Genomic DNA, 12869 nt, shown 5'->3' with positions numbered 1-12869 from the left:
GGCGGAGCCCCAAACGATAGTGCCAGCTATCGCCCAAAGGGGGACGCTCCGCTCGATAGCTGTTGCCTGTTTTAAATAGCCTTGTTCGCTATTTCACGGCCAAGGCAGCGACATGGTCGGCAATCGCAAGTGACGAGGTCAGGCCGGGCGACTCAATCCCGAACAGGTTGATCAGCCCGGTCAGGCCGTGGTCTGCGGGCCCCTCGATCATGAAGTCCTGCACCGCAACCGCCGGCGGCACGATCTTAGGACGGATTCCAGAATACGCGGGGATCAGGGCACCGTCAGGCAGGTCAGGCCAATAGCGCCGGATCGCCGGGTAAAACTGGGTTGCCCGCCCCGGATCGACGTCATAGTTCGGTATCTCGATCCATTCCACATCGGGGCCGAAGCGGGGCTGGCCGGCAAGGTCGAGCGTGAGATGCACGCCAAGGCCGCCGGGCTCCGGGACCGGATAGATCAGGCGTGAAAACGGCGCACGGACGCTGCAACTGAAATAGCTTCCCTTGGCGAGATAGGCCGGTGGAATCCGCTCTCCGGGCATGCCTTCGATACGGCGCGCCACCGCCGGCGCGCTCAGGCCGGCGGCATTGATCAGCAGATCGCAGGCGAGTGTCATCGGCGAGTCGCCGCCGGTTTCGATTTCCAGCCCATGAGGCGTCGCCTTGGCGCCCAACAAGGGGGTAAGAAATGCGAACGTCGCACCGTCCCGCTCGGCGTCACCGCGCAAGGCCAGCATTAAGGCGTGACTGTCGATAATGCCTGTCGACGGAGATAGTAGCGCGGCCACGCAGTGCAGCGCCGGTTCGAGCGCGCGGGCATCGCCGCCGCTCAGGAACTGTATGTCTTCGACGCCATTGCCCTCCGCGTGAGCTCTGATGGCCCACAGCCTGTCGACCTCACGTTCGGTGGTCGCAACCACCAGCTTCCCGCAGGTGCGGTGTGGAATTCCGTGTTCCCGGCAATAAGCGTAGAGGGCGGGACGTCCGCTGACGCAAGTCTGCGCCATCAGACTGCCGGCGGGATAGTAGATACCGGCGTGGATCACCTCGCTGTTGCGCGACGACGTTTCCGTTCCGATGTTGTCCGCAGCTTCGAGAACGATAACCTCGCGGCCGGATCGCGCGAGCTGCCGCGCGACCGCAAGCCCGATCACGCCTGCGCCCACGACCACGCATTCAACCCTGTCCATTCGTAATCCGGACTGTTTTCTGATCGCCCCGCGTAATTCGCGCCGGTGCGTCGTTTGGAATCCGATTCAACGGAGTTGAATTGAACTCTGTTTTACTCTTTCGATTGAGCCTGTTTTGTCCGAAAACCGGTCTCCATGTTTCGGCATCATGCTCTAGCGGGACCATTAATCATGAGAGATCGGTTGTGGCAATCCAGGGCGCATTTGCCAGCCAACCTCAATCAGGCGCGAAGATACAGGTTTGTACCATCGACCAATATTCCGATCTATGGGTTACCCCGAGGGGCATTGCCAGAGCGAGTGCAATCTCCGAGCCCGAATGCCGCATCCAAAACCCTGCCGCCAACGTGTATTGCCGGTGATCGTTGGATTTCGATATTCGCAAGTAGATGATGCGATCATTGGAATCGGATCGCTAGAGCCTTTCGCTTTTGATGGAATCAGAAGCGGGGCTCTATCTTTGTGTTTTGATGCGTTTCTTGACGCTAACCGGTATCCACCTCGAAAACGCTATAGCCTTCATCGCGAAACGAGACGGGATGGAATGACGAAAGAAGCGAGATCTACCTTCGATGCGGTCGCTCCGTCCGACCTGCCGCTGTTGCAGGTCGATGCCGTCGTCAAGCGCTTTGGCGGGTTTACCGCTGTCGATCGCCTGTCACTCGATATCAGGACGGGGGAGTTTTTTGCGCTGCTGGGGCCAAGCGGCTGTGGCAAGACCACGCTGCTCCGGATGTTGGCTGGGTTCGAGACGCCTGACAGCGGGCGCATCCGTCTCGGTGGTCAAGACATATCCGGCGTTCCGCCGCATCGGCGTCCCGTTAACATGATGTTCCAGAACTACGCGCTGTTTCCCCATCTGTCCGTGCGAGACAACATTGCGTTCGGGCTGAGGCGGGCGAGCCTGTCGCGCGCCGAGATCGATGCTCGCGTCGCGGAGATGGTGGCGCTGGTGAGTCTCGAGGGCATGGAAAAGCGCAAGCCGGAGCAGCTTTCGGGCGGTCAGAAGCAGCGCGTGGCGCTGGCGCGCGCGCTCGCGCGACGCCCGCGGCTATTGCTGCTCGATGAACCGCTGGCCGCGCTCGACATGAAACTGCGCGAGAACACTCAAGCCGAATTGATGCGGCTGCAGCGCCAACTCGGCATGACCTTCATCATCGTCACTCACGATCAGGAGGAGGCGATGATGATGGCGGATCGCATCGGGGTGATGAATGCCGGGCGTCTGGAACAGGTGGCGACGCCGCGCCAGCTCTATGAAGCGCCGAACTCTCGCTGGATTGCCGAGTTCGTTGGCGGAATCAACATCATCGATGGCGAAGTGGAGTCGTGCGACGCCGACCGCGTAACGGTCGCAACGCAAGCAGCGGGACAGGTGACGGCTGCGGCACCCGTGCAGGCGCTAACGACGGATCAGGTCTGCGTTGCAATACGCCCGGAGAAGGTTCGCTTGTCGCGAGGCGAGGCGACATCCGATGCGGGCCACGCGGCCGGGATCAACCGCATGGAAGGCGTCATTGCCGGCATCAGCTATCTTGGCGGTCAGACTCGCTATCAGGTCAGGCTCGATCGCGGCGCGCTGCTGTCCGCGTCGGTTGCTAACAACGTTCGGCGGGAGGTTGACGCCTACGATAAGGCGGAGCGCGTGGTGGCGTGTTTCGCGCCAGACGATTGCATGGTACTTGACCGATGAACGGGCGACGTCTTTTCTCCGTTTCCGCGCGCAGGGCGGCGATTGCGCCGTTTCTGTGGATGTTGCTGTTTTTCTTGCTGCCGTTCGGCTTCGTGCTCAAGATCAGCCTGTCGCACACGGTGATGGCGCAGCCGCCTTATCTGCCCGTGTTTGATCTGGCTGAGGGCATAGCTGCCCTTAAGGCAGCCATCGCGGCGCTGTCGCCTGAAAATTTCAAGCTGCTTGCGTCGGACCATTTTTACGTCCTGTCTTACCTGCGAAGCGTTGTCGTCGCCCTGATATCGACGTCGATTTTGCTCGCGGTCGGCTATCCCATCGCCTACGGCATGTCGCGCCTGCCGGCACGCTGGCAACCGATTGCGATGATCCTGGTGATCGTGCCGTTCTGGACTTCGTTTCTGATCCGCGTCTACGCGTGGATCAACATTCTCCAGCACGATGGCATCCTGAACAACATGCTGATGGCGCTGCACCTCGTCAGCGTTCCCGTCGTGTGGCTGTCCACCGATGCGGCGATGTATATCGGAATCGTCTATTCCTATCTGCCGTTCATGATCCTGCCGCTCTACGCGACATTGGCCAAAATGGATCCCGCGCTTCTTGAGGCTTCCGCTGACCTCGGCGGTTCGCGTCTGACCACGTTCTGGCTGGTGACGGTGCCGTTGTCGCTGCCGGGTATCGGCGCGGGCGCGCTGCTGTGCTTCATTCCGATTGTTGGCGAGTTCGTGATTCCGGATCTGCTCGCGGGGTCAACCTCGCCGATGATCGGGCAGACCTTATGGCTGGAATTTTTTACCAACCGCGATTGGCCGGTGGCGTCGGCGATCGCCGTCGTGCTGCTGGTGCTGCTGTTGGCGCCGCTTCTTATTAACGAGCGAGTGCAGCGTCGCCAGCTGGAAGAACTGCGATGATGGCAAGGCCCGTGCTCGCCAGACTGTCGCCTTTCAACATTACCGCGCTCGCGCTCGGGTTGGCGTTTCTGTACCTGCCTATCGTTGTTCTCGTGATCTATTCGTTCAACGCCTCGCGACTGGTGACGGTCTGGGGCGGATGGTCCGTGCGCTGGTACGTTGAACTTTTCAACGACGAGGCGATGTTGTCCGCGCTTGCGATGAGCCTGCGGGTTGCCGCAGTGTCGGCCACGGCCGCTACCGTTCTGGGAACGCTGGCTGCGGTCGCCCTGACGCGTGCCGGCGCCTTCCATGGACGCGGGCTGTTCGCGGGAATGCTGTACGCCCCGCTGGTGATGCCCGAGGTGATCACCGGACTGTCCTTGTTGCTGCTGTTCGTTGCGGTCGATGCGCAGCGCGGGTTCTGGACGGTCACGATCGCGCATACGACGCTGACCATGTGCTTCGTTGCCGTGGTGGTGCGGTCGCGGCTCGGATCGCTCGATCGAAGCCTGGAGGAAGCTGCGATGGACCTGGGCTGCGACCCCCTCCGGGCGTTCGTCAAGGTAACGATGCCGCTGATCCTGCCGTCGGTCATCGCGGGCTGGATGCTTGCCTTTACGCTGTCGATGGACGACGTGGTGATCGCGAGTTTCACCACCGGTCCCGGGTCCACAACGCTCCCGATCCGGATTTATTCAGAGGTGCGTCTTGGCGTGAAGCCGGAGATCAATGCGATCTGTACGCTGATCGTCGGATCGATCGCTGTGGTTATCGTGGCCGCGTCGCTGGCTTCGAAACTCTCGAGCCGGCAAGGCGAAAGCGCCGCACCCCTGTAGACGTTGGTTGAAGAAGGGCTTGGGATTGAGGAAGAGGCTTGCGGACGACGTCAGTTTGTACGCGACGTTCCGGACCCGGTCGGGGTATCCGGAACAGTTGCCGCGGGAACTGCCTTCTGATCCGTTAGATGCTCGATCACCGAGCGAACCGCGTCGCGGGTTTTGCGGTCCCTGACCGCGTCGAGCAGCGGTGCCGACGCCTTGGACCGCCGTATCAGGCTTTCCGGATCGGGAAAGACCAGCGGATCGTCCCATGGTCCCTGGACCACGAACGGTAACTCGAAATTGTCGGCACCCGCTGACGACGTCAGGCTCGCGACGCCCTTGAGATCGTAGTCTCGCGAAGGCACCGAGGCAGTGCCGGTCAGGGTGAGACGCGCTGCCGGCCCTTCGACGCGCACGTCCGTCGCGACGGCGACCCCGTCGTCGAAATCGAGGGCGATATTCAGCTTGTCGAATGGTGTCTTTCCGTTGCGGAAATTTCCGCCGCCGGAGAGCGGCCGCCGCTCCAGCCGCTTCAGCAGTTGCTCGACATTGAATCCGCTGATCGCGCCGTCATGGCCGGTCAGAACCGCCGTCCCGTCGAGCGATTGCGCCAGCCCGTACGGACTCGATCCCTTGGCCTCAAGCGAAATATTCAGGTTGCCGCGCCCGGAGAGCCGGCCGGTGCCGAACAGATCGCTGACGCAGGTTTGCAGATCGACGTCGATCAGCTGAAACTGCGCCTTCACATCGGCGGCCGTCTCGGCGTGCGAGATGCCGAACGATCCCTTCGCGATACCGTCATAAATTTGCGCTTCGCCGATGCTGAGCGCGAGCGATCCGTTGCGGAGGTTGGCGCCGAGTGCGGTTTTGCCAAGCCTAGTGGAGCCGACGATGACCTTTGCCGCCGAAAGCCGCATGTCGAGGTCGGTGGCAGACAGCGCATGCAGATCGAACAGTTGCCGGTTCCAGTCGCGGGCTCCGCCGGCGAGCAGCCGGATCGTCTTGACATAAGGGGTGAAATCCAGCGTTCCGGCGGCAAGCGTGGCCTGCAGGGTCTGCCGTCCGTTATTGGCGTAGGTCATTACGCCCTCGGCGGCATTGCCATCGATTTCGACGTTGACGTTCGTGAGCGCGACCGACGAGCCGATCATGCTGGCGCGCGCCTTGAGCGCGAAGCGATCGAACCCGCCGTCGCCGGGAGGAGGCTGTCCGATCCAGCGCAACGCCTCGCGCAAGCGAGTGCTATCGGCGGAGAGCGTACCTTCCATCATCCAACTGATCGGGTTGGCGACCGTACCGTCAAACGAGAATTTCAGCGGTGCGCTGGCGACCTTGATCTTCAGGCCGGATCGATCGCCCGATAGCGCTGCGAGAAAATCACTGAGGCTTATGCTGCCGTCGACGCGTTCGCCGCGCCAGTCGAACTGTCCTGTCGCTGCGAACGAGCGGGAAATCGAGGGCCATGCCAGCGACAGATCGAGGTCGCGGAGGTTTTCGGAAATCTCACCGGCCGTATCCTCATAGCTGAGTTCACCATTCTGGATTTGGATTTCCGAGAACGAGACCGGGCTGTCGGCTCCGGGCTTCATATTTCGCGCAATCGTTTCCACGAAGGGAGTCCAGTTGCTATGGCCGTCGGCAGCGCGCTTAACGCGGATGTGAGGGTGCAGCATCATGACGTCGTCGATCTGGAAATGCTGCATGAGAAGCGGAATCAGGCGCAGATTGGCGGTCAGCACATCGACGCTGAGTGCGGGAGCCTCGGCGTCGCTACCCTTGATGCGGACACCATGGAAGGACACATAGCTGCCGGGAAAAACCGAGACGTCGATGCGGCCATCTGCGACGAAGTCGAGTCCCGTCACCGTGCGGATCTGACTTTCGACGGCGTTTCGCAAGGCGTCGTGGTCGAGCAGTCGCGACATGGAGATCAGCCCCGACAGGACGACCACCGCAACTCCCAGAATGGCCGCGACCGATATTCCCAGGCGCTTCATTCCTTGGGCCATCGTCAATGACATGTCCGGGGTTGGTTGACGCTTGCCGGCCGGTCGAACGTCGTCCGGCAGCGCCCGCAACTTGATTGGTTTTCTTGACGCTTTCAAGGCCGCCGACAGTCCGATTTTGACATTTACATGCCGCTACGGCGGGAGTCTTGCTGCTGCAAATGTGAATAGCGAATGTCAAATTCGTTCCGCCAAGCCGGCCATAGCTCCAATTGACGCCCCACGAGGATTTTGCCTAATACTTCCCTTTAACCCTGCCCGCGCGCCGTTAAGCGGCGCCTTCCTCCTTGCAGGTCGCAGCTTATGAACAAACTCTACCCCGACGCCAAATCGGCCCTCGATGGTCTTCTCAGGGACGGCATGATGATCATGTCCGGTGGATTCGGCTTGTGTGGCATCCCGGAAACGTTGTCCGATGCCATTCGTGACTCTGGAGTCAAAAATCTGACCTTCGTGTCCAATAACGCCGGCGTCGATGGCATCGGACTGAGCCGTTTGCTCGAAACGCGGCAGATTAAGAAGATGATCTCGTCCTACGTCGGCGAGAATAAGCTTTTCGTCCAGCAGTATCTTGCCGGCGATCTGGAACTTGAATTCAATCCGCAGGGCACGTTGGCTGAGCGCATTCGCGCGGGCGGCGCCGGCATTCCGGCGTTCTACACAAAAACCGGCGTCGGCACCCTCATTGCCGAGGGCAAGGAGGTGAAGGAATTCGACGGCCAGAAATATCTTATGGAGCGAGGGCTATTCGCCGATCTCGCCATCGTCCACGCCTGGAAGGGCGACACCGCTGGCAATCTGGTCTATCGCAAGACTGCGCGAAACTTTAACCCGATCATGGCGACCGCCGCGAAGGTTACCATCGCAGAAGTCGAGCATCTGGTACCCGCTGGCGAGATCGATCCCGATCACATCCATACTCCCGGCATCTTCATCAAGCGCATCGTCGAGGTGGGGAGCGCCAGGAAGCACATCGAATTCCGCAACACCCGTCCACGTCCGGCGGCATAGGCGCTTCTAGGCTCAGGACAGTGCTGGATCGCTTCCGATAAGCTCCTTGCAACGACAACAATATGACAGGAGAGCCCCATGGCCTGGACCCGCGAGCAGATGGCAGGGCGTGCCGCCAAGGAATTGCGCGATGGTTATTACGTCAATCTCGGAATCGGTATTCCGACGCTGGTATCAAACTTCATTCCCGACAATATCGACGTTCAGCTTCAGAGCGAGAACGGCATGCTCGGCATGGGTCCATTTCCCTATGAAGGCGAAGAGGATCCCGACCTTATCAACGCGGGCAAGCAGACCGTCACAGAATTGCCGACCTCCAGCTATTTCTCGTCGGCCGACTCGTTCGGCATGGTGCGCGGTGGCCATATCGACCTCTCGATCCTCGGAGCGATGCAGGTGGCCCAGAACGGCGATCTTGCCAACTGGATGATCCCGGGCAAGATGGTCAAGGGCATGGGCGGCGCGATGGATCTCGTCGCCGGTGTCAAGCGCGTCGTCGTCGTGATGGAGCATTCCGCCAAGGATGGCCCCAAATTGCTCAAGCGGTGCACGCTGCCGCTGACCGGCGAAAGGGTTGTCGATATGGTCGTTACCGATCTTGCGGTGTTTACCATCGACAAGCACGGCAAGGATGGCATGACGCTGATCGAGCTCGCCGACAGCGTCACGCTGGACGAGGTCAGGGCCAAGACCGAAGCCGAATTCGGCGTCGCGCTGCAGAGCGCCTGAGGACGGTGCGCGATAGCGGCCAGAAGCCGATATTCGATGGCGTCAGGCGCTACAGACCCGGCCGCAGGGTTTCAGTCATAGATTTGACGCGTTTTCTTCACGCGAACCGGATTCCACTTCGCTCGAAAACGCTCTAGGATAGCGCGTTTGTTTGCGCAAATACCACTTCGATCAGCGTGCCGGAGTGTGGCCCCGTTTTGATGTGGAACTGGGCACGATTGGCCTCCACCAACGCCTTGGTGAGCGACAGGCTGACGTCTGCGCTCTTCGAAGCCTGATCGCTCGGCGCCGGTGTGCGGAATGGCTCCGTCGCCGCGGCCAACTCGTTTTCGCTGAGGCCGTGTCCGGTGTCCCGGACGCGCAATGCCACGTCACCGAAGTCATTGATTGTCGTCGAGACGATCACCTGCCCGCCGGCATTGGCCAGATGGATCGAATTTCCGATGAGATTAAGCGTGATCTGACGTAGCGCCTGTGCGTCCGCGACGATCGGCGGCAGCGTGTGCGCAAGCGAGGTTCGTATGATGATGCGCTCGCGATTGGCCTGCGGCTGCATCACGGCGACGCATTGCTCGACGATTTCGTTGAGATTCTGGTTCACGAAGGCGAGATCAAGTTTGCCGGTCTCGATCCGCGACAGGTCGAGCAGGTCGTCGATGAACGCGATGATGCGTTCGCCCGAAGCACGGATGTCCTTCATGTACTCGACATAGCGCTCGTTTCCGAGCGAGCCGAATTTTTCATCGATCATTACCTCGGCAAACCCGATAATGGAGTTCAGCGGCGTTCTGATTTCGTGGCTGATCCGCGCCAGCACGTCGGCTTTTGCATTCGCTGCGCGCTCGGCCTGCCGTCGCGCCTGCGACAACTCGGTCTCGATTTTCTTTGACTGCGACAGGTCGCGGAACACGGCGAAAAAGTTGGGACCTTCAGTCTGGGTCCGGCCCATCGTCATCGCTAGCGGGATCAGCCTGTCCGCGCCCACGCGGCCCAACACCTCGCGGCCGTGATCGAGCAGGCTTGCGGAGTCGTCCACGGGGCCCTTGAGATAGTCGCGCACCGCGCCCTGGCTTTCCGGCGCGAAGAGATCGGCGAGATTGCGCTGCGTGAGACTGTCGCCGGATTGTCCGAACAACGCTTCGGCGCTGCGGTTGCAAGCAGTGATGTGTCCGCCGTCGTCGAACATCAGGATGCCTTCGGCAGCGGTGTCGACGATGGTGGCAAGCTCCTCGGCGTTGGCATGGCCGACGCGAGAGGGCGCCGATGCACCGCCGCATATCAACGCATGCGCGGGCTCGCCATCCCAGGGGACCACGAAAAGCCGGGCGGTGATCGGCTGTTGCGGTGCGCCCGACGGTGGCGTTGCCGAGACCGTGACGGGAGAGCCGGTGGGCGGCGTGCTGTCGGCAGCGGGCAAGTCGGCTTGGACCAGGAGGGCATCGAGTCCGCCGGCCTCTTGCAGCGCCTGAAGACTGCTGTAGCCGACCTGCGCGAGAAACGCCGGGTTAGCGTACAGTGCGCGGCCAGCTCGGTGGATCATTACGCCGCCTGGAAGTAAGTCGAGGATGAGGCTGTCGCGCGCCATGGTGGCTTGCGGAGTCGGTTCGGGCGGTGACAATCCATCCACCTGCGTTTGGGCGACTTCGGACGGTGCCTGCACAACCGGCTGCTCGGCGTTAGTTCCAGGCTCGGCGGCGTCGGGCTCGCTCTCCAACCGGGCCGAGAGCTGGCGCGCCAGTTCGTTGAAGGCATTGTTTTCGACAGGCGTGAGAGGAGGCGGTTTCAAGTCGACCGGGGGCCTGAACGGCAGGACATTCTTGGGCGTTTCCACGGTGGTGTCCGGTTCTGTTGGTTGTTGCAAGAGTTCGGAGGGCTCGGTGTCGGCTGAACCCGCTGGGCCCGCCGGCGGCGGATGGGAGGTCTCGCTGAACGAAAATTCGTGGCGCCGATTTGCTGCGAGCCGCGCCAAACCCTCCCGATCGCGGCAGACGCCGAAGCCACGATAGCCGACGAAATTGCGTGAGCGGTCGTAGATCGGAAGCCCCGACAATTCGACACGCAAACGTGCATCCGATCCATCGACGGGCCAAAGGAGCGTGATACCGCTCCAAGTGTCGCGGGTTTCGACCGCTTTCGCAACGCGGCCTTCAGGATCGAATCCGAATACGTCCGTGATCTCGCTCCACAACCGGCCGAATCCTGAGGCTGTTCGCATTCCGATGATGCGGGTGAATTCGTCGGATCCGAACGAGAAGCGGCCTTCGGCATCCATCCGCCACATGAAGCGCAAGGGATGGTGGCGCCTCTGCGGTGGAAAATCACGCGACGGACTATTATCCGGCTCGGGCGGCGACTCGACGGCTTGCATGGGCGGCGGAACGGTCGCCGTGTTCCGCAATGGAAATTCGGCCTCCGGTTCAGGCAACGGTGCCGGGTGAGTCGAAGAGCGATCTGAGACGTTCGGCTCCAGCAGGGCGACAAGTCCAATGTCGTCGCCGCTTCCGACACGTTGCAGCACCAACCGCCAAAGTCCGACCGAGGTCTCGGCGCGACCCTCGCGTAGTGCGTTATCGCGCAAGCCATTGAGCCCGCCCTCGGCGAGACTGCCAATGCCGAACAGCGGCCGGCCCCTGTTGCTGGCGGCGACGAACCGGCCGTCGCGCGAGAATGCAGCCACCGGCATATCGACGCCATCCACCAGTCGCTGCAATCGTTCGACCAGCGGCATGCTGCGACCGGCCGGCTCAGCGGCCCTCACGAGGATGGCGCTGCCAACGCCCCGAATTTCGAGCCGCGAGCAGGCGCAGGTGAGAAGGCTTCCTAGACCGGCATAGCCCCGCATTCGTTCTAGCTGCACTGCGCCGGTGGGCGGCAGACGGCGCGCGAGCTGAACCACCTGCCGTCGGCGCGGGTCGTCAGGGTCGACGTGTCGTGAAGCAAGAGCGGAGGTGTTGGTTGCCCCGACAATAGAGACGCCCACCGGATTGGCCCACAGGATGCAGGCGCCGTCCAGCGACCACAGCCACGCGGGCAGGGCACCCGCCGCATGAACGGCCAGCCGTGGGTCGGTCATACCCTGCAACTGGAAATCGGCGCTGTTCATGGGCACCGCGTGTCAGATGTCTTGGGCTTTTGCCTTCGGCGGCTGCGCATGTCGGCTTTCATTGGCCGCAGTCCTAACAGATCGTCAGTATCGTGTCCGCCATGTCGGAGGTCCACGGCGGCTCTCCTGAAATCCCCGGCACAAAGCCGGGATAACCTTAATTTGGCCGTTGTCATGGGACCTCCGCGGTCGGTGGCACGTTGAGTGGTGCGGGGACCGGAGGACCGGGACCCATGAAAGAACCACCACAGGGAGCGGCGACCATGAGCAACCAGGGACGGCATTTTGAAGTTTCGAACGAGATGCAGTCGCTAGCGGAGGCAGGTTTCGAGCAGGCACGCAAGGCGCTTGAGAGTTTTCTCGACGGTGCCCAGCAAACCGCCAATTCGATCGAGGGTCGCAACGAGGCGGTTCGCGATAGCGTTCGAGATATCAGCAGCAAGGCAATCTCCTTTGCCCAGCAGAATATGACCGCATCACTGGACTATGCCGAGCAACTTCTCCGCGCGAGGGATCTCGCGGAGGTGATGCGGCTGAATACTGAGTATGTGCAGGGTCAAATGAAGGCCTTGACCGAGCAGGCCAGCGAAATAGGGCAGAGCATGGGCCGGGCCGCCTTGGGAACCCGCAAGCCTCAAGTCTAAGGGGCCAAGGCCGCTATTCGAGTTTTCGCGCTCGGCGAGGTAAGTTTTGCGTCGCAATATATTGTTGCGCCGCACAAGGAAGTCATGGTAAGAGTGGATCAGATGCTGGCCTGATCAGTTCGCAATCAAGCTGAGTTGCAGGACGATCGTCGTTGCAGGTCACACTGCGTTCCCAACTGCAAAGGATGACTGCCATGGCTAATCCAACCGAGGCTTTTGAAGTTCCCGAGGAAGTGCGTGCATTCGCCGAAAAGGGTGTTTTGCAGGCGCGCGATAACTACGCGAAGTTCAAGGAAGCCGCGCAGGACGGCAACGGCGCTGTTGAGGCCGTGTTTAACGCTGCAACTAAAGGGGCGCATGCTTATTCCGCTAAGCTGCTCGATTTCGGTCAGGCCAATACCAATGCCAGCTTCGATTTTTTGCAGGCCCTGGTCGGCGCGAAATCGTTGTCTGATGCGACCGAATTATGGAGTACCCATACCCGCAATCAATTCGGAACGTTCGCGGTCCAGGCCAAGGAATTGACCGAACTGACCCAGAAAATTGCGGCGGAGACCGCCGAGCCGATCAGGACTGGCGCGTCGAAACTGTTCCAACCGACCGTCTGATAAACGCCTGTCCGCGCTAAATCTATCAACCCGGGCCACTCGGTCCGGGTTTGCTATTTTCAGTGTCGCTTCCGCCGCGATCAGATCCGGCCTGTGCCCACGCCCGACTCCCGTGGAGCCAAAGCTCGCGATAAGATGCAGCGACCAAAGGATTGCTGTCTGAAACGAC

General features: G+C 61.1%; 10 protein-coding genes. 7 read left to right on the top strand and 3 right to left on the bottom strand.

Annotated features, from left to right (window positions below):
* Positions 1-88: 88 nt before the first annotated feature.
* Positions 89-1192: an NAD(P)/FAD-dependent oxidoreductase gene (locus ACZ5IL_RS17320; RefSeq protein ID WP_464593400.1), complete on the bottom strand. Its 1104-nt coding sequence runs from the start codon at positions 1190-1192 to the stop codon at positions 89-91.
* A gap of 544 nt (positions 1193-1736) precedes the next feature.
* Between ACZ5IL_RS17320 and ACZ5IL_RS17315 the strand changes: the two genes are divergently transcribed.
* Genes ACZ5IL_RS17315 through ACZ5IL_RS17305 form a run of 3 tightly spaced genes read left to right on the top strand, consistent with a single transcriptional unit; the run spans position 1737 to position 4614 of the window.
* Entirely contained in the window at positions 1737-2885 is a 1149-nt protein-coding gene (locus tag ACZ5IL_RS17315) for an ABC transporter ATP-binding protein (protein WP_464593398.1), read from the top strand.
* Complete coding sequence (locus ACZ5IL_RS17310; RefSeq protein ID WP_464593396.1) at positions 2882-3796, top strand: ABC transporter permease; 915 nt, start codon at positions 2882-2884, stop codon at positions 3794-3796. The genes ACZ5IL_RS17315 and ACZ5IL_RS17310 overlap by 4 nt, the downstream gene beginning before the upstream one ends.
* Complete coding sequence (locus tag ACZ5IL_RS17305) at positions 3796-4614, top strand: ABC transporter permease subunit (RefSeq protein ID WP_464596933.1); 819 nt, start codon at positions 3796-3798, stop codon at positions 4612-4614. Before ACZ5IL_RS17310 ends, ACZ5IL_RS17305 begins: the two co-directional genes overlap by 1 nt.
* A 50-nt stretch (positions 4615-4664) precedes the next feature.
* Here ACZ5IL_RS17305 and ACZ5IL_RS17300 read toward each other — a convergent pair whose 3' ends face one another.
* Complete coding sequence (locus ACZ5IL_RS17300; protein WP_464593394.1) at positions 4665-6608, bottom strand: AsmA family protein; 1944 nt, start codon at positions 6606-6608, stop codon at positions 4665-4667.
* Between the two features lie 300 nt (positions 6609-6908).
* Between ACZ5IL_RS17300 and ACZ5IL_RS17295 the strand changes: the two genes are divergently transcribed.
* Positions 6909-7616, top strand: coding sequence for a CoA transferase subunit A (locus ACZ5IL_RS17295; RefSeq protein ID WP_464593392.1), 708 nt, complete (start codon positions 6909-6911; stop codon positions 7614-7616).
* 78 nt (positions 7617-7694) lie between these two features.
* Positions 7695-8345, top strand: coding sequence for a 3-oxoacid CoA-transferase subunit B (locus tag ACZ5IL_RS17290; RefSeq protein ID WP_464593390.1), 651 nt, complete (start codon positions 7695-7697; stop codon positions 8343-8345).
* 133 nt (positions 8346-8478) lie between these two features.
* On the opposite strand, the gene ACZ5IL_RS17285 is transcribed toward ACZ5IL_RS17290, so the two are convergent.
* Positions 8479-11448, bottom strand: a complete 2970-nt coding sequence (locus tag ACZ5IL_RS17285; protein WP_464593388.1) for a PAS domain S-box protein — start codon at positions 11446-11448, stop codon at positions 8479-8481.
* Positions 11449-11711: 263 nt separating this feature from the next.
* On the opposite strand from ACZ5IL_RS17285, the gene ACZ5IL_RS17280 reads away from it, so the two are divergent.
* The gene (locus tag ACZ5IL_RS17280; RefSeq protein ID WP_464596932.1) at positions 11712-12092 is read left to right on the top strand and encodes a phasin; all 381 of its coding nucleotides are present in this window, start codon (positions 11712-11714) and stop codon (positions 12090-12092) included.
* Positions 12093-12277: 185 nt separating this feature from the next.
* Positions 12278-12700 (top strand): phasin, encoded by a 423-nt coding sequence (locus tag ACZ5IL_RS17275; protein ID WP_079446079.1) that lies wholly within the window; start codon positions 12278-12280, stop codon positions 12698-12700.
* Positions 12701-12869 lie beyond the last annotated feature (169 nt).

The sequence above is a fragment of the Nitrobacter sp. CN101 genome (genome assembly GCF_055390255.1).
Note: the sequence above shows the minus strand (reverse complement) of the source record. Positions and strands in the feature narration are given on the sequence as shown.